23 protein-coding genes are annotated in these 21,114 nt (G+C 72.3%); 5 read left to right on the top strand and 18 right to left on the bottom strand.

What is annotated here, in order from left to right; translation table 11 throughout:
• Nucleotides 1-94: 94 nt before the first annotated feature.
• From K6U06_RS02010 to K6U06_RS01955, 12 genes are read right to left on the bottom strand one after another with little or no spacing between them, the layout of a single operon-like run.
• A complete protein-coding gene (locus K6U06_RS02010; protein ID WP_262320211.1) occupies nucleotides 95-829 on the bottom strand; it encodes a GPR1/FUN34/YaaH family transporter in 735 nt (244 codons plus the stop codon).
• Nucleotides 826-1,404, bottom strand: a complete 579-nt coding sequence (locus K6U06_RS02005) for a TlpA family protein disulfide reductase (RefSeq protein ID WP_262320210.1) — start codon at nucleotides 1,402-1,404, stop codon at nucleotides 826-828. The genes K6U06_RS02010 and K6U06_RS02005 overlap by 4 nt, the downstream gene beginning before the upstream one ends.
• Nucleotides 1,401-1,952 carry a hemerythrin domain-containing protein gene (locus K6U06_RS02000; protein WP_262320209.1) on the bottom strand — a complete coding sequence of 184 codons (552 nt, stop codon included), beginning with the start codon at nucleotides 1,950-1,952 and terminating at the stop codon, nucleotides 1,401-1,403. The genes K6U06_RS02005 and K6U06_RS02000 overlap by 4 nt, the downstream gene beginning before the upstream one ends.
• Nucleotides 1,949-2,365 carry a hypothetical protein gene (locus tag K6U06_RS01995; RefSeq protein WP_262320208.1) on the bottom strand — a complete coding sequence of 139 codons (417 nt, stop codon included), beginning with the start codon at nucleotides 2,363-2,365 and terminating at the stop codon, nucleotides 1,949-1,951. The genes K6U06_RS02000 and K6U06_RS01995 overlap by 4 nt, the downstream gene beginning before the upstream one ends.
• Nucleotides 2,356-2,736: a hypothetical protein gene (locus K6U06_RS01990; protein ID WP_262320207.1), complete on the bottom strand. Its 381-nt coding sequence runs from the start codon at nucleotides 2,734-2,736 to the stop codon at nucleotides 2,356-2,358. Before K6U06_RS01990 ends, K6U06_RS01995 begins: the two co-directional genes overlap by 10 nt.
• Nucleotides 2,733-4,331, bottom strand: coding sequence for a cytochrome b (locus tag K6U06_RS01985; RefSeq protein ID WP_262320206.1), 1,599 nt, complete (start codon nucleotides 4,329-4,331; stop codon nucleotides 2,733-2,735). Before K6U06_RS01985 ends, K6U06_RS01990 begins: the two co-directional genes overlap by 4 nt.
• A 4-nt stretch (nucleotides 4,332-4,335) precedes the next feature.
• Nucleotides 4,336-5,178, bottom strand: a complete 843-nt coding sequence (locus K6U06_RS01980) for a ubiquinol-cytochrome c reductase iron-sulfur subunit (protein ID WP_262320205.1) — start codon at nucleotides 5,176-5,178, stop codon at nucleotides 4,336-4,338.
• Nucleotides 5,175-5,942 carry a cytochrome c gene (locus tag K6U06_RS01975; RefSeq protein WP_262320204.1) on the bottom strand — a complete coding sequence of 256 codons (768 nt, stop codon included), beginning with the start codon at nucleotides 5,940-5,942 and terminating at the stop codon, nucleotides 5,175-5,177. The genes K6U06_RS01980 and K6U06_RS01975 overlap by 4 nt, the downstream gene beginning before the upstream one ends.
• Nucleotides 5,939-6,436, bottom strand: coding sequence for a hypothetical protein (locus tag K6U06_RS01970; RefSeq protein WP_262320203.1), 498 nt, complete (start codon nucleotides 6,434-6,436; stop codon nucleotides 5,939-5,941). Before K6U06_RS01970 ends, K6U06_RS01975 begins: the two co-directional genes overlap by 4 nt.
• Complete coding sequence (locus K6U06_RS01965) at nucleotides 6,433-6,813, bottom strand: hypothetical protein (protein WP_262320202.1); 381 nt, start codon at nucleotides 6,811-6,813, stop codon at nucleotides 6,433-6,435. The genes K6U06_RS01970 and K6U06_RS01965 overlap by 4 nt, the downstream gene beginning before the upstream one ends.
• Nucleotides 6,810-8,438: a cbb3-type cytochrome c oxidase subunit I gene (locus tag K6U06_RS01960; protein ID WP_262320201.1), complete on the bottom strand. Its 1,629-nt coding sequence runs from the start codon at nucleotides 8,436-8,438 to the stop codon at nucleotides 6,810-6,812. Before K6U06_RS01960 ends, K6U06_RS01965 begins: the two co-directional genes overlap by 4 nt.
• Nucleotides 8,435-9,061, bottom strand: coding sequence for a cytochrome c oxidase subunit II (locus K6U06_RS01955; RefSeq protein WP_262320200.1), 627 nt, complete (start codon nucleotides 9,059-9,061; stop codon nucleotides 8,435-8,437). The genes K6U06_RS01960 and K6U06_RS01955 overlap by 4 nt, the downstream gene beginning before the upstream one ends.
• A gap of 220 nt (nucleotides 9,062-9,281) precedes the next feature.
• Here K6U06_RS01955 and K6U06_RS01950 point away from each other — a divergent pair, with 220 nt between their 5' ends.
• The 5 genes from K6U06_RS01950 to K6U06_RS01930 all read left to right on the top strand — a co-directional run bounded on the left by K6U06_RS01950 (nucleotide 9,282) and on the right by K6U06_RS01930 (nucleotide 14,549).
• A complete protein-coding gene (locus tag K6U06_RS01950; protein ID WP_262320199.1) occupies nucleotides 9,282-10,028 on the top strand; it encodes a sigma-70 family RNA polymerase sigma factor in 747 nt (248 codons plus the stop codon).
• 40 nt (nucleotides 10,029-10,068) lie between these two features.
• Nucleotides 10,069-10,944 carry a DMT family transporter gene (locus K6U06_RS01945; protein WP_262320198.1) on the top strand — a complete coding sequence of 292 codons (876 nt, stop codon included), beginning with the start codon at nucleotides 10,069-10,071 and terminating at the stop codon, nucleotides 10,942-10,944.
• Between the two features lie 73 nt (nucleotides 10,945-11,017).
• Nucleotides 11,018-11,671 carry a hypothetical protein gene (locus tag K6U06_RS01940; RefSeq protein WP_262320197.1) on the top strand — a complete coding sequence of 218 codons (654 nt, stop codon included), beginning with the start codon at nucleotides 11,018-11,020 and terminating at the stop codon, nucleotides 11,669-11,671.
• A complete protein-coding gene (locus K6U06_RS01935; RefSeq protein WP_262320196.1) occupies nucleotides 11,668-13,965 on the top strand; it encodes an MMPL family transporter in 2,298 nt (765 codons plus the stop codon). The genes K6U06_RS01940 and K6U06_RS01935 overlap by 4 nt, the downstream gene beginning before the upstream one ends.
• Nucleotides 13,962-14,549 (top strand): hypothetical protein, encoded by a 588-nt coding sequence (locus K6U06_RS01930; RefSeq protein WP_262320195.1) that lies wholly within the window; start codon nucleotides 13,962-13,964, stop codon nucleotides 14,547-14,549. The genes K6U06_RS01935 and K6U06_RS01930 overlap by 4 nt, the downstream gene beginning before the upstream one ends.
• A gap of 55 nt (nucleotides 14,550-14,604) precedes the next feature.
• Here the strand turns inward: K6U06_RS01930 and K6U06_RS01925 are convergent, their stop codons facing one another.
• From K6U06_RS01925 to K6U06_RS01900, 6 genes are read right to left on the bottom strand one after another with little or no spacing between them, the layout of a single operon-like run.
• Nucleotides 14,605-15,234, bottom strand: coding sequence for a hypothetical protein (locus K6U06_RS01925; RefSeq protein ID WP_262320194.1), 630 nt, complete (start codon nucleotides 15,232-15,234; stop codon nucleotides 14,605-14,607).
• Between the two features lie 17 nt (nucleotides 15,235-15,251).
• Nucleotides 15,252-16,361, bottom strand: a complete 1,110-nt coding sequence (locus tag K6U06_RS01920) for an enolase C-terminal domain-like protein (protein ID WP_262320193.1) — start codon at nucleotides 16,359-16,361, stop codon at nucleotides 15,252-15,254.
• Nucleotides 16,358-18,037: a GMC family oxidoreductase gene (locus K6U06_RS01915; protein WP_262320192.1), complete on the bottom strand. Its 1,680-nt coding sequence runs from the start codon at nucleotides 18,035-18,037 to the stop codon at nucleotides 16,358-16,360. Before K6U06_RS01915 ends, K6U06_RS01920 begins: the two co-directional genes overlap by 4 nt.
• Nucleotides 18,034-18,762 carry a gluconate 2-dehydrogenase subunit 3 family protein gene (locus K6U06_RS01910; protein ID WP_262320191.1) on the bottom strand — a complete coding sequence of 243 codons (729 nt, stop codon included), beginning with the start codon at nucleotides 18,760-18,762 and terminating at the stop codon, nucleotides 18,034-18,036. The genes K6U06_RS01915 and K6U06_RS01910 overlap by 4 nt, the downstream gene beginning before the upstream one ends.
• The gene (locus tag K6U06_RS01905) at nucleotides 18,759-19,214 is read right to left on the bottom strand and encodes a hypothetical protein (RefSeq protein WP_262320190.1); all 456 of its coding nucleotides are present in this window, start codon (nucleotides 19,212-19,214) and stop codon (nucleotides 18,759-18,761) included. Before K6U06_RS01905 ends, K6U06_RS01910 begins: the two co-directional genes overlap by 4 nt.
• On the bottom strand, nucleotides 19,214-21,022 hold the full coding sequence (locus K6U06_RS01900) for a thiamine pyrophosphate-requiring protein (protein ID WP_262320189.1): 1,809 nt from the start codon (nucleotides 21,020-21,022) through the stop codon (nucleotides 19,214-19,216). The genes K6U06_RS01905 and K6U06_RS01900 overlap by 1 nt, the downstream gene beginning before the upstream one ends.
• Between the last annotated feature and the right edge of the window lie 92 nt (nucleotides 21,023-21,114).

Genomic DNA, 21,114 nt, shown 5'->3' with positions numbered 1-21,114 from the left:
CAAACCGGGGCCGTTCCCCAACCGTGAGGCCGCGCAGGCCGGTCCGGTGGTCGGCCTGAACGAGCCTGCCGGCGCGGGGAATGGGCCACCGGGCTCAGAGCTGCTCGCGTACCCCGGCCTCCTGCTCGACCTTCTCGACCTCGGCCAGGACGCTGCCGTCCATCGCCCGCTTCCCGGCTCCCCAACGAAGCACCGGCAGGATCGTGCGGTGCTTGGTGTCTTCCACCTCGAAGGCGAACGCGTTGTAGAGCGCGACGACGCACAGGGCGATCCCCAGCCAGCCCGACGCCCGTTCCCAGCCGATAATGCCCGACCACTCGTAGACGCCGGTCAGGGCGAAGCGGGCTCCCGCCATGACGAAGGCCACCGCGGCGGCCACCTTTCCGAGCGCCGACGCGGTGGCCGGGACCATGAGCGCGGCGCTGACGAAGAACAGCAGCAGCCCGAGGACCTGGCTGCGGCTGCCGGGAGGCGAGGAGAGGGTCAGCCCGCCGACGGTCAACCAGCTGACGCCGAGCAGCGCCATCCCGGTGCCGCCCGCCCCGTCACGCCCGAGGAAACCGAAAACCGCGGCCAGCAGCTGGATGGGGGCGGCGAACAAGATCACGACCAGGGCGACTTGGTGGGCTTGGCTGGCAGGGAACCACGAAAGCTGGTCGCCGGTGAGGACGATCGACGCGCCGCCCAGACCGACCATGCCCAGCGGGAGCGGGCTGCCGATCGGCCGCAGCATGATCCGCGACATCGCTTCCAGCCGCTCGGCGCGCGCCGGCGCGGAGGGCGCCCCGGCGCGACGGTCGGGCTGCTGGGGGGGTGAGGTCGCGCTCACGACGCCAGGACCGGGCGGACGGCGGCGAGGACCTGGCGGGCGCTGACCGGTCCCACCATCTGCTGGCGGACCCGGCCGTGGCGGTCGAGCACCAGGACCGTGGGGGTGCCGACCACGCCATAATCGCCGGCGATCGCGGCGCGGGGGTCGGCGATGTCGGGGTACCGGGCTCCGGCCTGCCGGCGGGCGGCGACGGCCGCTGTGGTGCTGTCGCGTTCGTCGACGCCGACTACGGCTGCTCCGGCGGCGCTGAGCGCCTTGTCGACCTTGACCATCGCGGCCAGCGACGCCCGGCACGGCAGGCACCAAGACGCCCAGAACTCGACCACCGCCGGGCGGTGTGCGACCTGGGCGAACAGCGGCGGGGGCGGGGCCACCACCGCGGCACCCGGCGCCGAGACACCCGACGCCGCGGCGTCGGACGTCGCGGCACCGGACGGCCCCGCCTGCAGCGTCGCTGGGGCGGAGCCGGCCGAGCGCAGCGCGACGGCGAGGAGCAGCCCGAGCGCGCCGGCTGCCACGATCATCCACGGTCCCGGCGCCGGGCGCCGCCAATCGCGGCGGCCGGCGGTCACCAGCTCCTCCCGGTGAGGAGGTCCCGGACCCGGTCGAGGGGGCCGAGCACTCGACTCGACGCCCGCAGCAGGCCCGGCACGGGCGGGGTGCGGGGCCGGGGACGCGACGGTGCGCCTCGGCGCGCCGCCCGGTAGGAACGGCCGAAATCGTCGAGCTGTTCTTGGGACAGCGCCTCGCGGAGCCGTGGCACCACGACGTTCTCCTCGAGGGCCAGGTGCTCGCTGAACGCCCCGCTCAGGCTGGCGACGGCCGCGACGAGGTCTTCGGGCGCGACCCGGCCTCCTTCCAGGTCGTGCAGCTCCCGTTTGACCCGCTGCTCCTGCCCGAGCCCGGTGCGGGCCAGCTCGGCGCCCTCGATGACCGCGTCGCGCACGACGGGCCACAGGTACTGCTCCTCGGCCACTTCGTGGCGGGAGTCGGCGATAGACAACCGGTGCAAGGCCCGGTCCCGGATGACCGGCGCGGCGTCAGCCGCCGACGTCATGTCGGCGAGCAGGCGACGGATCCGGGCGTGATCCGCGCTGACGGCTTCGATCAGGTCCTTCAATGTTCGGCCTCCTGGGTCGTGGTGGCGCCCGCCGGCGGCAGCGCTAACTGCCGTCCGGAGGCTCTGGCCAGGCGGGCCAGCTTGGCGTTGTAGGCCTGCAGGGCCTCGGATTCCTGCGACCGGTCCCATCTCGGCGCCGCAGCGGCCGGCGCCGGGAGCGGGGCGCGGTCGGCCGCCGGCGGCGTGTGTAGCAGCTGCCACCAGCCGATCACCGACAAGACGGCGAAGATCGGCCATTCGATGGCGTAGGCATAGCTCAGCCCGTTGCCCGACATCGCCCGCTGCACCTGCCACCAGCCGGCGGCCAGACAGCCCGGGAACGCGACGACCAACGCCAGGTGGAGGCCGACTGCCCGCGCCGACAGCCACCGGACGGGCACCGACCGATCGGCTGCCGGACCGGTCACCGGCACGGGTCCAACCGTTCGGTGGTGACCGTGGTCGCGCCGTAGCGGACGGTGAGCGTGCCCGGGCACGGCCGGCTGGCGTCGGTGAGGGGCGTGAAGGAACCGGTGACGTCGCTGGTGGGTTCGTCGGTGCTGGCCCCCACGCACACGACGGTCGGCGCCGCGAACGGCCCGTTGCAGCCGATGTGGTCCCCGTCGACAGGCAACCCTCGCTGGTCCAGGGCCGCCAGGGTCTGCTTGGCGATCACCGCCTGGGCCTGGTCGAGGGGCGCGGCGACCCCTCCCCCGCAGCCGGCCAGTCCGGCGGCGACCACCGCGAGCAGAGCCGCTGCCGCGGCGCTCGCGCTCAGGCGGCTGCCGGCCGCCGGCACCTTCACCGCCCTCGCTTCTGGCTCGCGGCCCGGTCCCGACCGACGTCGCGCCCGCCGCCGGGCGCCCCGTTGGGCCGCCGGGCGGTGCGGGACCGGCGGGTGAACCACCCGGCCGCGAAGGCACCCGACAGCCCGAGCAGCGCGGCGCCGCCGCGGCGCAGCGGGGATGCCGGCGCAGGGGCTTCGGCGCCGTCGGCGGTCTCGTAGCGGGCCCGGGCCGGCAGGTACCGGGCGGGTGGCGGGGACGCCGCGTCGTTCGGGCCTTGGGGGGGTTCGGTGTCGGGGAGCCGCCCGGCAGCCGACAGGTCCCGGCACACCTTCCACGTGACCAGCGCGACGAGCGGCGGGACCGCCAGGGTCATGCCCCGAAGGGTGAGCATCACCGGGGGTTGGGTGGTGCCGAGGATGTGGGCCAACGTGTCTTGTGCGCCGGCGATGAGGAGAACCATGTAGAAGCTGAGCGCGCCGGCGCCGAACGCGGTCCGCCCGGGACGGTCCCGGGGCCGGTCGAGGAGGTTGTGGCTGACCAAGTCGTTGGTGAGGCGGCGCTCGACGAAGGGATACGCGTAGAGCGCCGCGAAGGTGGCGAGCGGCAGGACCACCGCCGGCCAGAACACCTCCGACACGGTGTAGCCGAACAGGTGTAGCCGCCATCCCGGGAACAGCCGCAGCGCCCCCTCCATCCACCCCACGTACCAGTCGGGCTGCGAGTTGGAGCTCATGGACTCCGGCTTGTATGGGCCGTACAGCCAGATCGGGTTGATCTGCGCCAGGCCGGCCAGGAGGACCAGCACGCCGGCGGTCCCGGCGAACAGCCCCAGGGAGCGGGCGGTGTAGGTCGGCCACAGCTGGGACCCGACGAGGCGCCGCTCGCTGCGCCCGACCCCGGCGAACTGGGTGTGCTTCTGGCGCCAGATCAGCGCCAGGTGGAGGCCGAGGAGCCCGAAGATAAGAAGCGGGACGAGGAACACGTGGGCGATGTAGAGCCGGTGGGTGAGCTGGTCGGAAGGGAACTGCCCGCCGACGAAGAGGGTCGCGATCCAGTTGCCGACGACAGGCACCGACTCCGCGATCGAGTACGCGATGCGCAGCCCGGCGCCGGAGAGCAGGTCGCCGGGCAACGAGTAGCCGCTGAAGCCGTTGAAGATCGACAGGATCAGCAGCGTCACGCCGATCAGCCAGTTGATCTCGCGGGGCCGGCGGAAGGCGCCGGTGAAGAAGATCCGGCACAGGTGGGCGACGATGGCGGCCAGGAACACGTCGGCGGACCAGTGGTGCAGCTGACGGAAGAGGAGCCCGGCGCGCACGTCGAGGCTCAGGTGCAACGTCGATTGGTACGCCAGCGACATGGTCTGCCCGTGCAAGGGCAGGTACGACCCGCGGTACACCACCTCGCTGTCGCTCGGGTCGAAGAAGAACGTGAGGTAGATCCCCGACAGGACCAGGATCAAAAAGCAGTACATCGCCAGCTCGCCGAGCATGAACGACCAGTTGTCCGGGAAGATGTGGTCCAGGGCGTTCTTCAGGAACTTCTGGGTGCCGACCCGGGAGTCGATGGCCGCGTTGAGCTCGCGGATGGTGCGGGCCGGCACTACGGGCACCTGCTCATGAGTGGTGCCAGAACACAGGTCCGGGGGGGCCCGACAGCGGCCCGTCGGCTAGCAGCGTGCCGTCCGCTTCGACCCGAAGCGGCAGCTGGGGCAGCGGGCCTCCGGCCGGCCCGAACACCGGCCGGGCGCCGCGCAACACGTCGAAGGTGGACTGGTGACAGGGGCACTGCAGCTCGTAAGCGGTGCGGTTGTAGAGGTTGACCGGGCAACCGGCGTGAGAGCAGACCTTCGAGTAGCAGATGAACCCCTGCGGCGCCCAGGTGGAACGCCCGGGCAGCGGGTGGTTGAGCCCGGGCGGGAGGCGGATGAGGACCGCCGGGGCCTGGGGGGAGTTGGTGAAACCGGCGGGGAACACCGAAACGATGCTGTCCACCGGTACCTCGCTGGCGTTGACGGCGGTGCCGTCGGAGGTGACCAGCTTCAAACCGCGGGTCCAGGGCGAGTACGCCAGGCTGACCGGGGTCGGTCCCATGGAACGCAGGGTGGAAACCACCCCGCCGGCTACGGCGACGCCGAAGGCGCCAAGCGAGCCGATGAGCATCTTGCGCCGGCCGACACCGCCCCGCTCGAGCGAGGAGAGCACCTCGGCCTCCGTGCGCGCCGGGCTGCGCAGGTCGGGGTACTCCTCCTCGAAGGGACCCTCGGGCATGAGCCGGTGGGACCACACGATCAGGCCCACGGCCAGCGCCACCAGGCCCCCGCCGAGGAACGCCCCTTCCAGCTGGGTGTCGTCGTCGTACCAGTAAATGAAGCTGAAGCCGACCGCAGCCAGGATCGCCACTGCGAACAGGGCCCGGATCATGCGGTCGGCGCGGCGTTCCTCGGTGGTAGTGCTCATCCTCTCTTTCCTATCCATCGGGCCAGTCCGAGCAGGGCGACCAGCCCGAGCATCCAGGCCACCGCGCCTTCCGCCGACGGGCCCAGGTGTGACAGTGGGTCGCCGCCTTTGTCGTCGGTGTGACGCAGCGACGACACGTAGGACACCACCGCGTTGAGCTGGGTGCGGTCGAGCGCGGCGGGGCCGAAGGCGGGCATCTGCACCGGGCCGGAACGCACCGCCTCGCCGACCTGGGTCGGGGTAGCCCCCACCAGCGCCGGGATCGGCCGGTCGACCAGTTCGCCGCCCACGCCGGTCACCGAGTGACACGCCGCGCAGTACTCCCGGAACAGCGAGCCGCCCTCGGCGATCAGGTTGGGGTCGACGGTCACCGCCGGGATCCCCGGGCCTCCGTGGGCGGCGAGGGCGGTCACGTACCGGTCGAGGGCGGCGATGTCGGCCTGGCTGAGGATCGGCACGTAAGGAGGCGCGGGGTACCCGACCGCCTTCTTCGGCATCCGGCCGGTGCTCAGCTGAAAGTCGACGGCGGCCTCTCCCACGCCGACCAGGCTCGGGCCCCGGGAGCTCCCGCGGGCGGTGGCGCCGTGGCAGGTGGCGCAGTCCTGCAGGTACAGCGCGGCGCCGTCGGGCCCGGGAGCCGCCTTCGCCGGCTGGGCGGCGGGGGCGGCGTGGGCGGCGGGCAGCACCACCGCACCGATCCCGGCCAGGGCGAGCACCGGCAACCAGACGACCGCCAGGCGCCGCAGCCGGCGGGAGGCGCTCATCGCCGGCCCGCCGCCGCGGACCGCTGCGCGCTGCGCTCCTCGGCGACCGCCCACCCGTAGACCGACGCCATCCCCGCCGCGCCGAGGGGGATCATCGCCGCGATCATGGCCAGGCCGCCGTTGCGGTCGCCGGCGATCACCATCCCGACGGCCGCCAGGTCCAGGCTGGGGCTGGCGATGAACAGGTAGAGCACCTTGCCGGGCGCGCTGAGGCCGCCTTGCGACGCGAGCACGGGGACCCAGAAAACGCACGCCCCGCACAGCAGGAGCAGCCACAGCCCAAACTTCTCCGGCGGCGCCGACGCGACGCCCATGGTCAAGGTGACCGCGGCGTGGACCACCGCGAAGCCAGCAAGGACCGCCGGGGCGGGGACGGCGCGCAGGCGGCGGGGAAGCACCCCCCTCCGGGACCAGACCACCAGCGGGGCGAGCACGGTGGTGGTCAGGCCCATGCCGGCCATGGTCACAACGTCGGACGCCCCGTTGGTCATCATGCGCCCACCCCCCTCTGCCGCCCGGCCCTGGTGGTCCACAGCCGGCGGGCGCAGAACACGAGCAGCGGGACCGCCGGGTAGGCCAGCCACGCCCCGAGGACCCACGCCATCCCGCCGAGCAGGCAGGCGCCGGCGAAGGCCAACGCCGGCGCCCCGCTGTCGGCACCCTGCCGGGCTGCGCCTCTCGGCTGGGTGGCGGCGCGCAGCGGCAGAGCGAAGATCGCAGAGGTGACGAGCAGGATCCCTACCGCCCCCCAGTCGCTGCCCATCTCCAGCGCTTTGATCCGGCTGTTGAAGTAGATGAGGACCGCGGAGAGGACGGCGTTGAACGACGCCCACAAGAGGATCACCCCGACCGCGCCGCGCGGCCGCTTCACGCTCCCACCCGCTCGTCGTCGGCGTCGCGCAGGTCGAGCAAAGGGGCGTGGCTGGTTATCGGCGGGATCACGTCGTAGTTCCACCGCGGCGGAGGCGAGGAGGTGGCCCACTCGAGGGTCTGGCCGGCCCACGGGTCGTCGGGGGCGGCGACCCGGTGACGCCGCGAGTGGACCACGTTGAACGCGAACACCGCCATCGCCAAGGCGATCACCCCGGCGCCGATCGACGAGATCAGGTTGAGGGTCCCGAACCACGCCTGGTCCGGGTAGGTCGCCACCCGCCGGGGCAGCCCCAAAAAGCCGAGCCCGAACATCGGCAGGAACGTCATGTTGGTCCCGATGACCATCAGCACGAAATGCGCCTTGCCCAGCCGCTCGGAGAGCATGAAGCCGGTGACCTTCGGCCACCACAGGTACACGCCGGCGAACATCCCGAACACGCTGCCGCCAAAGAGCGTGTAGTGGAAGTGGGCGACGATGAAGTAGCTGCCCTGCACGTGGTAGTCGACGACTGGAGTCCCGAGCATGACCCCGGTCAGCCCGCCGACCAGGAACTGGGGGATGAAACCCAAAGCGAAGAGCATCGACGTCGTGTAGCGCAGCCGGCCGCCGATGATCGTGGCCAGGAACCCGAAGTACTCGACGCCCGCGGGCACCGACAAGGCGATGCTGGTGAGGCTGTAGTAGTCGTTGGCGGCCTGCCCGGTGACGAACATGTGGTGGCCCCACACGCTCATCGACAGCGCGGCGAAGGCCAGCAGCGCCAGCACGGTCGGCCGGTAACCGGCGTACCGGCGGCCCGAGAAGGTGGCCAGGGACTCGGCCACCGCCCCCACGAACGGGAAGAACATGATGTACACGACCGGGTGCCCGTAGAACCAGAACAGGTTCTGATACGCGATGTTCCAGGTGTTGGCGTCGAACAGGGAAGGGTCGGATCGCCCGATCGCCATCATCACCATGGCCCCCAGCAGGGACGGGAAAGACGCCACCCCCATGAGGGTGGTCACCACCATCGACCAGGTGAACACCGGCATGCGAAGCAGCGTCATGCCCGGCGCCCTGAGGCGCAGGGCGGTCCAAAGGACCGTGGCGCTCATGAGGATCATCCCGCACGCCGCGAGGAACACCCCGACGATCCACAGGCTCATCCCCGACCCCGGCGTGAACGTCGAGTCGCTGAGCGGCGTGTACGCGTACCAGCCGTCGGACGCCGCGCCGCCGCCTACCCCGAAGCCCGACAGCAGCGACACCGCGCCGAACGCGTACAGCCAGAACGCCAGCAGCGTCGTGCGGGGCGCGGCGATCGCCGGCGCGCCGACGTGCAGCGGGACGAGGTAGACGCCCGCGCCGAGCGCGAACGGGGTGATGACCAGGTAGATCATCCCCGAGCCGTGGATGGTGAACAGCTGGTTGTAGACCTGCAGCGGGATCAGATGCTGGTTCGGCTGGGCCAGCTGGGACCGCATGACCAGCGCCATCGCGCCCATCACCGCGAACAGGCCGAGCGACGTGGCGAGGGTCAACAGCCCGATCTTCTTGTGGTCGGTGGTGGTGAGCAGCCCCACCAGGCCCGGGGCGCGCACGTCGCCTGCCGGTACCGCCTGGGGGACGACGGTCGTCACGCCGACGCCTCCTGCGACCGCAGCCACGAGTCGAACTGGGCGGGCGGCACCGCCTTGAGGGTGAAGTCCATCCCGCTGTGGTAGAGCCCGCAGAACTCTGCGCAGCGTCCCGGCCACGAGCCTGGGTGGTCCAAGCGGGTGTCGAACACGTTGACGTGGTCAGGGAACGCCTGCATCTTGAAGCGCAGGTAGGGCACCCACATGGAGTGGACGACGTCGGAGGAGGTCAGGTCGATCTCGATCGTCTTGCCGGTCGGCAGCTCCAGGGTCGGGACGGCGCCGCCTTGGCACTGCCCGGTGACGGTCACCGGGGTGCCGGTGTACGCGAAGCGCCAGCACCACTGGAACGCGGTCACCTGGACCTTCATCGCCGGGTGAGCGGCGAGCGACGAACGGTTGTTGTCGATCGAGAACACGACGAGGAACACCGCCAGACCCGCGACGATGGCGACGTAGAGCCCCTCGGTCTTCGGGTGGCTCTTGGTCGGCTTGGCCCGCCGCCCCCAGCGGGTGCGGGACCGGACGACCGCCGCGGTCAGCACGACGAGCACCAGCCCGAACACCACGCAGGCGATGACCACCTCAAGGGGGAAGACGTGGTTGAAGCTGGAGCGGTGGTCCACGTTCAGCCGATGCTCGAGCCGGCGGTCGGCGCCGCAGTCCAGCCGTCCCTGATCACCCCCAGTCAGTACCCGCGGGCCCGGCTGCGAACCGGACAGCGCTCAGCACGATTCCAGACGCGTTTCGTCTGGAGGTGGCGGGTGCTGCGGGACAGCAACGTTCGAGACGAACCCGGTCTGGCGGGCACCGGTTAGCGGCCGGGGGACAGGGAAGCTCCCGGCAGTGATCTCCTCCCGCCACCCCCGCAGCATGCCGCCAGCGCACCTCCGCTCCGGGCAGCAGCTCAGCGCGGAGGAGACGTCGCTGGTCGAGTCGCACCTGACGCTGGCCCGGGCGATGGCGAGGCGTTACGTCAACCGGGGGGCCGAGTTCGACGACCTCGAACAGGTGGCGATGCTGGCGTTGATCGGCGCGGCCCGCCGGTTCGACCCGAGCAGGGGCGCGGCGTTCTCGACCTACGCCATCACCTGCATAGTCGGGGAGCTCAAGCGGCATTTCCGCGATCACCTGTGGGGGTTGCGGGTTCCCCGCAGCGCGCAGGAGACGGCGCTGGCCGCCACCCGAGCCGTCGACGAGCTGCACCAGTCCCTCGGGCGCAGCCCTTCGCTGCAGGAGATCGCCGACCATCTCGGCGTCGGGGAGGAGCGGGTCCTCGAGGCCATGGAGACGGTCCACAACACGTCCCTGGTCCGCCTCGACGCGCCGAGCGACAACGACGGGACCGCCCTGATCGACGAGACCGCCGCCGACCCGCGCTCCCAGCCGGAGGCGGTCCTCGACCGGGTCGCGCTCGAGGGGTACCTGCCCGGGCTGGGCGAGCGGGACCGCCGGATCCTCGGGCTGGTGTATCTCGAGGGCTGCACCCAGGCGGAGGTCGGGCGTCGGATCGGGCTCAGCCAGATGCAAGTATCGAGGGTCCTCAAGGGGCTGCTGGAGCGCATGCGCGCCGAGCTGGCGATGGCCGAGTGAGCGCCTGGCGCCGGCCCGGCCGCCGCCCCGATGGACCGGCGTGCTCGGTTACCTCCTCGCCGCGCTGACCGCGGCGACCAACGCGGCGTCCAACGTCGCGCAGCGGCGCGCCGACAGGGAGCAACCACAAGAGTCCAGCTTCTCGCGGCGGATGATCGTCGACCTGCTCCACCGGCGGGACTGGCTGCTCGGGGTGTCGGCGGTCATCGTGTCGTTCCTGCTCCAGGCCGCGGCCCTGCACGCCGGGACCCTCGCCGCCGTGCAGCCGATCGTCATCCTCGAGCTGCCGATGACCCTGGTCGGGGCTTCTTGGTTCCTCCACGCCCGGATGGGTCGCCGGGAGTGGGCGGCGTCGACGCTGCTCACCGTCGGCGTGGCGGCGGTGGTCGGCGGTCTGACGCCGGCGGGCGGCTCGACGGAGGTGGCAGCCCGGTCGTGGGTGGTGGCGCTCGGCGCCAGCCTGGCCGGGGTCGCAGCCTTGATCGTCGCTGCGCTGCGCGTCGGCGGTGAGCGTCGCGGCGCTCTTCTCGGCGCGGCGACGGGGGTCATGTTCGGCCTGACCGCGGCGTTGATGGACGCCGCCACCCAGGCGATGTCCCGAGGCCCGGCCGCGCTGTTCTCGGCGTGGACCACCTACGCCATGGCCGCCGCGGGCATCGGGGCCATGTACCTGATGCAAAACGCCCTTCAAAGCGGTCGGCTGGTGGCCGCGCAGCCGGGCATCACCCTGCTCGACCCGGTCACCTCGATCCTCTGGGGGACGCTGGTGTTCGGCGAGCAGGTCGGCAACGGCGGGGCGGGCATCGCGCTGGCCGCGGCAGGCGCGGCGTCGATGGTGGCGGGGGCGGTGGTCCTCACCCGGTCCCCGGCGCTGGCCGACGACCAGCCGGCCGGCCGGAGGAACCCGGCGGCCTGACACGACCCCTCGCATCTCGGAACGTGCGGCGCCAGGTCTGGTCGGGACCGCGCCGGCGGGAAGGACGGTGGAGATGCCTCAGCCGTCCCGCCGCCGTGCCGTGCGTGCCCTCCGAGCCGCCGACGGGCTGGTCGGGGCGTGGGTGGTGGCCTGGCTGGTGATCGCGGTGTGGATCGGCGTCGACGTGCGCCGCCTCGGCGCGTTGTCGTCGACGCTGCAAGCCGCCGCCGGCGCACTGTCGCAGACCGGCAACGCCCTCCACACGCTGTCGCACCTGCCGCTGGTCGGGCACGACCTGGCGGCCATCGCCGGGCGGGTCACCGCTACCGCCGCCAGCGCTTCTCTCAGCGCGGCGTCGGCCCGCTCGAGCACCGGCCAGCTCAGCGTGCTCCTGCCGCTGGTGGTGTTCGTGGTCCCCGTCGTCCCGGTCCTGGCCGCCTACGTCCCGTTGCGGTTGCAGCGGGCCAGGGAGGCCGGGGCGCTGCGCGCCGCGCTGCGCGAAAGCAGCGACCCGGCCCGCACGATGCGCTTCTTGGCGGAGCGGGCGGTGGCGCAGCTCCCGTTCCACCGCCTAGAGCAGCTGAGCCCCGACCCGTGGGCCGACCTGGAAGCGGGACGCCTCGACGCCCTGGCCGGAGCGGAGATCGAGCGTCTCGGGCTCGACCCGGCGGTGGAGCTGGCCCGCCTGAAAGGGGCGCCGGTGCTGCGGTCGCGTTCGGTGTCATGAGCGGCGACGTCACCACCACCAAGACCGTCAGGCACCGCCGGCTTCGTACTGTCGGGGCGGTGCTGGTGGTGGCCGGCTGGGCGGGGGCCACCATCGCCCCAGTCGCGTTCCTCCCCCGCCTGTCGCCGTCGGCGTCGCGCGGCGCGCTGAGCGGCGCGATCTCGAAGTCGTCACCGCCGATCCGAGCGGAGATCGAGTCGGTCCGCCGGTTCGCGTTCCCGTTCCTGGCCCAAGACGTCGTGGTGCAGCACGACCCGGCGGGCCTCTCGCTCGCCGCCCAAGGCCAGACCGCGGCGCGGGCGGTGCAAGTCGACACCACCGGCCTGCCCGGCGTGGCGGGCATCGCCGGCGCCCTCCCGCTGACCAACGAGCTGCGGCTGATGCCGTCATCGCTCCGATCCGGCACTACCGCCCTCACCTACCTGTTCTACCGCCCGTCGCTGTCACCGGACCGCACCACCAGCCTGTCGGAGGCCTACGCCAAGCGGTACCTGTCCGGGCCGGGGATGGGGCTGACCGGCGTGACCGGCGCGTACCCGGCCGAGGCCCAACAGGGCCACGCCATATCCGGGTCGCTCAAGGTCATCGAGCTGGTCAGCGTGGGGTTGTTGATCGTCATCGTCGCCGGGACGTTCCGGTCGGTCGTGGCCCCAGTGGTGACCCTCGCCGCGGCCGGGATCGCCTACGAGCTGTCCCAGCGCCTGCTGGCCGTCGCCACGATCCACCTGCCGGTGACGGTCCCCTCCGAGCTCGACCCGATCCTCATCGTGTTGCTGCTCGGCATCGCCACCGACTACTCCGTGTTCTACCTGACCGCGGCCCGCCGGCGGATCCGCCAGGGCGCGGACGGCCGAGACGCAGCCCACGGCGCCGCGAAGGAGGTCACCTCCGTTGTCCTCGCGGCCGGGCTCACCGTGGCCATCGGCACCGCGATGATCACCACCGCCCACCTGCCGCTGTTCGCCCATCTCGGGCCTGGCCTGGCGGTGACCGTTGCGGTGACCGTCGCGGTCGCCACCACCTTCGTGCCCGCGACGTTGTGGCTGCTCGGCGACCGCGTCTTCTGGCCGGCCCGACAGTCCGACAAGGGCCGCCGTTCGGCCCGCTCCAGGCTGCTCGGCGCGCTGCGTCGGCCCGTCGCGGCCGCCGCAGTCGTGGTCGTCGGGGTCGGCCTGCTCGGCGCCGGGGGGTGGGCGCTGCACCACGACAGCATCGGCATCAACCTGCTCGGCGACCTGCCCGCCGGGGACCAAGCGGCGCGGGCGGCGAACGCGGCCGGTGACGGTTTCGCCCCCGGGATCGTCGCCCCGACCGAGATCCTCCTCAACCAGCCGGCGGTGTCCGCCCACCGCGTCGGCCTGGCCCGCCTGCAGGCCGAGATCGGCCGCCTGCCGGGCGTGGCCGGGGTGCTCGGACCGGCGGACTCGATCCCCGGCCTCCCGGCCGAAGGGGTGTTCCTGGCCAAGGACGGCGGCGCGGCCCGTTACCTGGTGGTCCTCGACGCCGAGCCGCTCGGGTCGGCTGCCATCGCGGACCTTCACCGCGTCGAGGCCGCGATGCCGGCGATGGTGAGCCGCGCCGGTCTGTCCGGCCGGGTGCGCTATGCCGGTGACACCGCGATCAGCGCCGGCATCACCGGGCCGGCCAAAGGCGACCTGCTGCGCGTCGGGGGCCTGGTGATGCTGGCCATCCTCGTCGTGATGGCCGTGTTCCTGCGCTCGCTGATCGCCCCGGTCCTGCTCACCCTGGCCGGCGCGTTGACCGTCGCCGCCGCGCTTGGCGTCACCTCGCTCGTTTTCTCCAACCCGGCCGGGACCGCCGGGTTCACGTTCTTCGTTCCTTTCGCCGCCGAGGTCCTGCTCCTCGCGTTCGGCGCCGACTACAACCTGTTCCTGGCCGGAGAGATCTGGCGCACGTCGGCCACCAGACCCTTCCGGGACGCGGTTCAAGTCGGCGCCGGGCGGGCCGCGTCGGCGATCAACATCGCCGGGATCACCCTGGCCAGCAGCTTCATCGTGCTCATGCTGGTGCCCCTCGCGTCGTTCCGGGAGCTGGCGGTCGCGATGGCCAGCGGCCTTCTGATCGACACGTTCCTGGTTCGCCTGGTGGTGCTGCCGGCCGCGCTGCAGCTGCTCGGCGCCCGCTCTAGGTGGCCCCGCCGGCCGGTCCCGGAGCGCTCGCCGGTCCCGGAGCCGTCGCCGGTCACCGACCCGTCGCCTGGCCCCGCCGGCGGCCTCCCGCCGGCCGCTCCGACCGATCCGATCCCCGAGAGAGAAGGGTTCCCCACGCCATGACCATCCGACCGATCCGTCTCATCGCTGTCGCCTCCGCCGGCGCGGCCGGCCTGCTCGGCACCGCCGCTTGCGGCTCCAGCGGCGGTTCCCAGGCGGCTCCGACGACCGCGGCGACGGTGCCGGCGAGCACCACGACCTCCACCACCGCCCTGTCGGGCGGCGGCGCGCTGGCCGCCCAGGTCGACGGGCTGTGCGCCGAGGCGTCGACCGCCCGGGCCGACGTGTCGCAGCTCGATCTGACCAAGCCGGCCAGCGTCGGGAGCGCGGCGGGCACCGTCGGCGCCGACCTGGCCAAGCTGCAGTCGACGCTGACGTCGGTCACCGGCGCCGGCGCCCACGCCACGTTGTCGGGACCGTTGCAGACCCTGACCTCCGACGTCCGCCACGCCGTCGCCGTCGGGCAGCAGGCGGCCACCGCCCTGGCTTCGGGTCAGGTGAGCGGCGCCCAGAGCGACGCGCAGCAGGCCGTCTCCGACCTTCAGGCGGCGACCGCGGCGGGCCGCCAGGCCGGCCTGCACTGCGGGTCGGCGGCGTCGACGTCCACGACCACCTCGCCGGGGGCCGCCACCTCCAGCGGCGGCTGAGCGCTCGCCGCCCCGGCAGGCGGGCTGCATCTGCGGGAGGCGGGCGGCGGCCCGCTCAGCGAAGCCCGAGCCTGGCCGCCTCCGCGGCTGCGAGGGTCTCGACGCTGGTGTCGGGCAGCTGCGCCAGGTCCCGGTAGGGCAGGAGACGTCCGGCCCGCCCAGCGAGGTGCCGTTGGGCCAGCCCTCGCCGGGCGGGGTCCGCCAGCGCGGCCATGAGCGCCCGGCGCTCCCGTCGCCTCGCCAGGCGGAACCGGCCGAGGACCACCACCGCCGGCGCGGCCGGGATCACTGCGATCGCCGCCCCGAGAAGCCACGCCAGCTCGTCGATGCCGGCCTTCGACGTCGCGGCCGAAGCGGTTGCCTTCCCGCCCGCGGCGCCGACCTGGCGGGCTGCGGCGGCGACCGCCGCCCCCACGACCGGGATGTGCTCCAGGCGGCGCAGGCCGGTCGCGGTGTCGGTCAGGGTCGTGCCGGTCGAGGCGAGCAGCATCGACTGGCGGTCGAGGCGGTGCACCTCGACCCCGGTCCACACCGCGAGGCCCACCAGCAGGACCAGCCACGCCGCGAGCAGCGCCGTGCCGATCCGGACTTGACGGGGTGTGGCCGTCTCCGGGCGGGGGTATGCCCGCAGCTCGCGCACCGGTGTCTGGTGAGGGCGCGACGGGAGATGGCGGCGCGGGGGCACTGGGGTTCCTCCCTCCCTCAGGCGGTCCTGTACTGCTCGGCGACCGCGTCGCGAACCGACAGGCCGAGACCGGGCCGGTCGGTGGCGGGGACCAGCGCGCCGCCCTCGGGCGGAAGCGTGCCCTCCAGCAGCAGGCCCTCGATGCGCGAATGGTCGTGGAAGTACTCGAGGTGGCGCAGGTTCGCGGCGCACACGGCGACGTGGGCGTGGAGGTTCGGGGCGCAGTGACCGGAGATCTGCACACCGTTGGCGGCCGCCAGGTGACCGACGGCCTGCCAACCGGTGAACCCACCGCATCGAGTGGCGTCAGCCTGGATGCAGTCGACCGCGCCCGAGCCGATCATCGGAGCGAAGTACTCGACGCTGTAGCCGTACTCGCCGGCGGCGACGTCGGCGTCGCAGTGGTCGCGGACCTCCCGCAGGCCGGCCAGGTCGTCGGAGGACACCGGCTCCTCGAACCACTCGACTCCGTGGGCGTCGGTCATCTGCCGCCCGACGCGGATCGCCTGCTTGCGGGTGTAGGCGCCGTTGGCGTCGACGTAGAACTCCACGTCGTCTCCGACGACCCGGCGGGCCAACCCGACCCGGGCCAGGTCCCTTTCGGGGCGGGCGCCCCAAGACTCGCCGATCTTGATCTTCACCCGCGGTATGCCGGCGTTTACCCAGCCCTCCAGTTGGGCTGCGGTGGTCTCGTCGTCGTAGGTGGTGAAACCGCCGCTGCCGTAGACCGGCACGTCCGGCCGGGCCCGGCCCCACAGGTCGGCCAGCGGCACGCCCAGGCACCGGGCCTTCAGGTCCCAAAGGGCGACGTCCACCGCGGAGATAGCGCACGCCGCGATGCCCGGGCGTCCCATGTTCCGGCAGGCCCGGACCATCGCCTCGTGCTGGGCGGGCACCGAGAACACGTCGCCGCCGGTCACCACCCCGGCCAGCTTCTCGTCGACGACGGTCTTGGCCGCCTGGGCGCAGTACGTCCAGCCCAGCCCTTCGTGGCCGCCGCCGGCGACGTGGACGACCACCATCACCGTCGAGTCCCACGCTAGCGTGCCGTCCGCCTCCGGCTGGTCGGTGGGGATGGTGTACGCCGCGGCCCGCACCGAGGTGACGGCGGCCCGCTCGGCGCTCACAACCCACCTCCAGCCCTGGTGGCCGCCGGCGCTCCCTGGTTGCGGCTGGCGGCGAGGCGCTCGGCGCAGCGAGCGGCGAGGGCCATGATGGTGAGCGCCGGGTTGGCCGAGCCCTGGGTGGGCAGCACGCTGCCGTCGACCAGGTACAGGTTGGGGACCGCGAAGCTGCGCTGGTCGGCGTCGACCACCCCCTGGGTGGCGTCGGCGGCCATCCGGCACCCGCCGACGAGGTGGGCGTAGCGTTTGACGGCGATGGTCTCGGTCGCGCCGGCCGCTTTCAAGATCTCCTCCTGGGTGTGCTGGGCGGCGTCCTCGAGGGCCCGGTCGTTGTCGCACATCGAGTACGAGAAGTTCGCGACCGGCAACCCGTTGCGGTCGGTCTCGGCCGCGAGGGTGACCGCGTTCTCGTAGCGGGGCAGGAACTCGCACAGCGCCCCGGTGACCGCCCAGTGGTTGTAGTCGCGCATGTACTCGCGCAGCGCCTCCCCCCAGTGGCCCTGCGCCGAGACGTGCTCCGAGTAGGTGATCGGCAGCGGCGAGACGGTCTGCAACGCGAACCCCCGCTTGTAGGGCTTGGTCGGGTCGGTCTCGTAGAACTCCTCGGAGCTGACCTCGGGCGGCGGCGCCTTGTACATGCGGACCTCGGCGTCGAAGCGCCCGGCTACCTGCGGCGCTCCTTGCACCATCAGGTAGTGGCCGACTTGGCCGTGGTCGTTGCACAGCCCGTCGGGGAACTCCTTCGACCCCGACAGCAGCAGCAGGCGGGGCGTCTCGATCGAGTAGCCGGACACGACCACCAGGCGGGCCGCCTGGAAGTGCTCGACGCCACCGGTGATGTAGGTGACGCCGATGGCTCGACGGCGACCGTCGACCACGACCCGGTTGACCATGCAGTTGGGGCGGATCTCGGCGCCGTGGGCGAGGGCGTCGGGGATGTGGGTGATGAGCGGCGACGCCTTGGCGTTCACCTTGCAGCCCTGAAGGCAGAACCCCCGGTAGATGCAGTGCGGCCGGTTACCGAACCGCCCGTTGGCGATGGCGACCGGGCCGACTTTGGTGGTGACGCCGAGGGCGTGGGCGCCGCGGACGAACATCTGGCCGTTGCCGCCCAACGGCTGCGGCGAGTACGGGTAGTCGTGAGGGTCCCCCCACGGCCAGCTCTGCCCCGACACCGGCAGCTCCTGCTCGATCGCCTGGTAGTACGGCTTCAGGTCCTGGTAGGCGATCGGCCAGTCCGCGCCGACGCCGTCGAGGCTGAACGTGTGGAAGTCGGAGGGGTGGAACCGGGGGGTGTAACCGGCGTAGTGGATCATCGACCCGCCGACGCCCCGCCCGGAGTTGTTGGAGCCGAGCGGCACCGGGTCGCTACCGGAAATCACCCGGGGTTCGGTCCAATACAGCCGGTGCGAGCCGGCCTCGTCGCTGACCCAGTCGGCGTCTGGGTCCCAGAACGGGCCGGCGTCGAGGCCGACCACCGACGCCCCGGTCCGGGCCAGGCGTTGCATCAGGGTCCCGCCGCCGGCCCCGCAGCCGACGACTACCACGTCGACCTCGTCGGATTCGTCGTAGCGGCGCATGTCGGCCCGGAGGCGGTGGTTGGTGCGCTCGTCGCCTGAGGGCAGCAGCCACGCCGACGCGTTCCTGGCCCGGACGTCCGCGTCGCTCAACCGGCTCATCGGTCCCGCTCCTCGGATGGCGAGGCGTCCTGGCGTTCCTCGTGGGCTCGCAGCGCCTCCTCGCGCCGCTCCGCCCACGGCACCGGGTCGCGCGCGTCGACCTCGGGGCGCTCCCAGCCTTCGCGCCGGTCGACGCCCATGTTCTTGTACCCGCGGGGGTACGCGGGGCCGCCGAAGCCGATCTCGTTCCACGTCCAGGGATGGGAGTAGAAGGCGCTGCACGCGTAACGGGTCCACAGGCTCCACAGATGTCCGGCGGAGAAGCCGTGCCACTCGTCGGCGTCCTGGACGCCCTGGACGATCCGGGCCTGTCGTTCGGGGGGAAGATCCGAGAACCGCTCCCCGTGAAGCGCCCGGGCTTCGTCGTCGAGAGCGGCCAGGCTGCGCCGCCAGGCGTCGCTGTCTTCGGGCATGTCCTCGTAGCGCCACCCGTCGGTCTCGCCGGCGAGCAGCCGCTTGTCGAGCATCTCGACCACCGGGACCCGAGGCTCGTCGTGCTGGCCGAGGAGCAGGTCGGTCAGCGCCCGCACCGTCGGTTCTTCCTCCGCGGTGAAAAACGACAGCTGTGGGTCGGTGTCGAGACGGGCCAATACGACGCCTGCGGTCACCAGATCCCACCGGCTGACCTGGCCGAGCACGTCGAAGTCCCCGAAGCGGCCCTTGCCGCCCGGAGTGACCGGCGGGTGACGCCGGGCCAGCCCCGACGAGACCTCCCGGTCCTTCACCGGTCGCCTTCGCGGCGCAGGAGGGATGCCAGCAACCCCATCCCGCCGACCATCGACGCCAGGAGCGGGGCGAACATCGGGGGTCCCATCTCGACGTTGTAGCGGAGGTTGGACCGCCCGCCCGGCTTGGCCAGAATGCCCCGCCAGTGCAGGAACGTGCCTTGCAGCCCGTTGGCGACGACCACCGCAGACGCTACCGGCAGCACCGTCTTGGCCGCGGTGCGAGACACCGCCCCGGCGATCCCGGCCGGGACCATGGTCGGCATGATCACGATCGGCCACCACATCATCTTGTTGCCGAAGCTGGCGCTGTCGTGCTCGGTGAAGATCTCCGCGGCGGTGATCAACGCGCCGGCCGCGGCCAGGCCGGCGAGGCTGCGCTCGAACCTCCCGGTGCGGATGTCGGTCACCGCCCGGGCGGCCAGCCCGGTGGCGGCGGCGGGGGCGGCCATCACCGCTCCGCCTTGGTGTCGGGAAGGAACTCCTGCGCCTTCTGGCGGACGCCGGTCTTGAGGACCCCCCAGGCGTTCTCGTCGCCGCCGATGATCGCCTTGGCCGCGTCGCGCATCTGCTGGAGCGTGGCGTGCGGGGGGATCGGCGGAACGTCGGCGTCGGTGTACACGTCGAGCACGGTCGGGCGGTCCGCGGCCAGGGCCTTGTCCCAGGCCGGGCCGATGTCGTCGGCTTCGTGCACCTCGATGGCTTGCAGGCCGAGGCTGGCCGCGAACGCGGCGTAGGAGACGTCGGGGAGGTCCTGGGACGCCGGGAACTTGGGGACCCCGACTTGGGCCCGCATCTCCCAGGTGACCTGGTTGAGGTCGTTGTTGTGGAGGACCGCCACGATGAGCCGGGGATCGGACCACTGTTGCCAGTACCGCTTTATGGTGATCAGTTCCGCCAGGCCGTTCATCTGCATGGCCCCGTCGCCCTCGAAGGCGATCGCCGGCCGGTCGGGGTGCGCGAACTTGGCGCCGATCGCGTACGGCACGCCGGGGCCCATCGTCGCCAGGGTCCCCGACAGCGAGCCGCGCTGTTCGGTCGTGGTGAACTTGAGGTGCCGGGCGTACCAGTTGGCGGCCGAACCGGAGTCAGACGAGACGATGGCGTTGGCGGGCAACCGCTCCGACAGCTCCCAGAACAGGCGCTGCGGGTTGACCACCCCGTCCTTGTCGCTGTCGGTCATGGCCTGGCGTTGCACGGTGTCCCACCAGCCAGAAACGTTGCCCTCGACTGTGTCGCGCCACGACCGGTCCTCTTTGCGGGCGAGCAGCGGGATGAGCGCGTCGAGGGCCCCGCCGGCGTCGGCCACCAGGTTGACCTCGTAGGGGTAGCGCATCCCGATGAAGGTGCCGTCGTGGTCGATCTGCACCGCCCGGGCCTGCCCGAGCGGCGGCAGGAACTGGGTGTAGGGGAAGTTGGACCCGACGGTCAGCAGCGTGTCGCAGTCCATCATCAGTTCGTAGCTCGGACGGGTGCCGAGCAGACCCAGCGAGCCGGTCACCCACGGCAGGTCGTCGCCGAGGACGTCCTTGCCGAGCAGAGCTTTGGCCACCCCGGCGCCGAGCAGGTCGGCGACCTCCCCGACCTGCCGGCGGGCGCCGCGGGCGCCTTGACCGACCAGGATCGCGACCTTCGTGCCGGCGTTGAGGATGTCCGCGGCCCGGCGGATCCCGTCGTCGTCGGGCGCGATCCGCGGCCAGGAAATCCCCAGGCTGGAGGGCACCATCTTGAACTCGTGGCCGGGCGCCTCCCAGTCCATCTCCTGAACGTCGTAGGGCACGATCACACACGTCGGCGAGTGGGTGGCCAGCGCGGTGCGGATGGCCCGGTCGATCACGTTCGGGAGCTGTTGTGGGGCGTTGACGGTCTGCACGTACTGGTGGCAGACGTCTTTGAACAAGCTGGCCAGGTCGACCTCCTGCTGGTAGGAGCCGCCCTGCGCGGTGCGGTCGGTCTGGCCGACGATCGCCAGCACCGGCGCGTGGTCCAGCTTGGCGTCGTAGAGGCCGTTCAGCAGGTGGATCGCGCCCGGCCCGGAGGTGGCCATGCACACGCCGATCTTCCCGGAGAACTTGGCGTAGCCGACCGCCTCGAAGGCGGCCATCTCCTCGTGGCGGGGCTGGATGAACTCCGGCGGGTCGTCGGCCTCGACCCACGCCCCGAGGATCCCGTTGATCCCGTCGCCGGGATAAGCGAACACCCGCTCAACGCCCCACGCCCCCAACCGCTTCAGCAGGTAGGCACTCACGGACTGGCTCATGCACGCTCCTCTGGCTAGGACCTCGGAGCCGGCAGGGCCGGCGCGCGAGATGACTTATGGCGGGATACCCGGCTGGGCCGGCGCCATTCGCC

Origin of the sequence: Acidiferrimicrobium sp. IK, from assembly GCF_025499425.1 — a bacterium.
Lineage (GTDB): Bacteria > Actinomycetota > Acidimicrobiia > Acidimicrobiales > Palsa-688 > Acidiferrimicrobium.
Note: the sequence above shows the minus strand (reverse complement) of the source record. Positions and strands in the feature narration are given on the sequence as shown.

Excerpts from the sequence above, each read along its gene's own strand:
- K6U06_RS01980 (WP_262320205.1), bottom strand. The coding sequence starts at position 5,178 with ATGAGCACTACCACCGAGGAACGCCGCGCCGACCGCATGATCCGGGCC.
- K6U06_RS01975 (WP_262320204.1), bottom strand. The coding sequence starts at position 5,942 with ATGAGCGCCTCCCGCCGGCTGCGGCGCCTGGCGGTCGTCTGGTTGCCG.
- K6U06_RS01970 (WP_262320203.1), bottom strand. The coding sequence starts at position 6,436 with ATGATGACCAACGGGGCGTCCGACGTTGTGACCATGGCCGGCATGGGC.
- K6U06_RS01940 (WP_262320197.1), top strand. The coding sequence starts at position 11,018 with ATGCCTCAGCCGTCCCGCCGCCGTGCCGTGCGTGCCCTCCGAGCCGCC.
- K6U06_RS01935 (WP_262320196.1), top strand. The coding sequence starts at position 11,668 with ATGAGCGGCGACGTCACCACCACCAAGACCGTCAGGCACCGCCGGCTT.
- K6U06_RS01930 (WP_262320195.1), top strand. The coding sequence starts at position 13,962 with ATGACCATCCGACCGATCCGTCTCATCGCTGTCGCCTCCGCCGGCGCG.
- K6U06_RS01915 (WP_262320192.1), bottom strand. The coding sequence starts at position 18,037 with ATGAGCCGGTTGAGCGACGCGGACGTCCGGGCCAGGAACGCGTCGGCG.
- K6U06_RS01905 (WP_262320190.1), bottom strand. The coding sequence starts at position 19,214 with ATGGCCGCCCCCGCCGCCGCCACCGGGCTGGCCGCCCGGGCGGTGACC.
- K6U06_RS01900 (WP_262320189.1), bottom strand. The coding sequence starts at position 21,022 with ATGAGCCAGTCCGTGAGTGCCTACCTGCTGAAGCGGTTGGGGGCGTGG.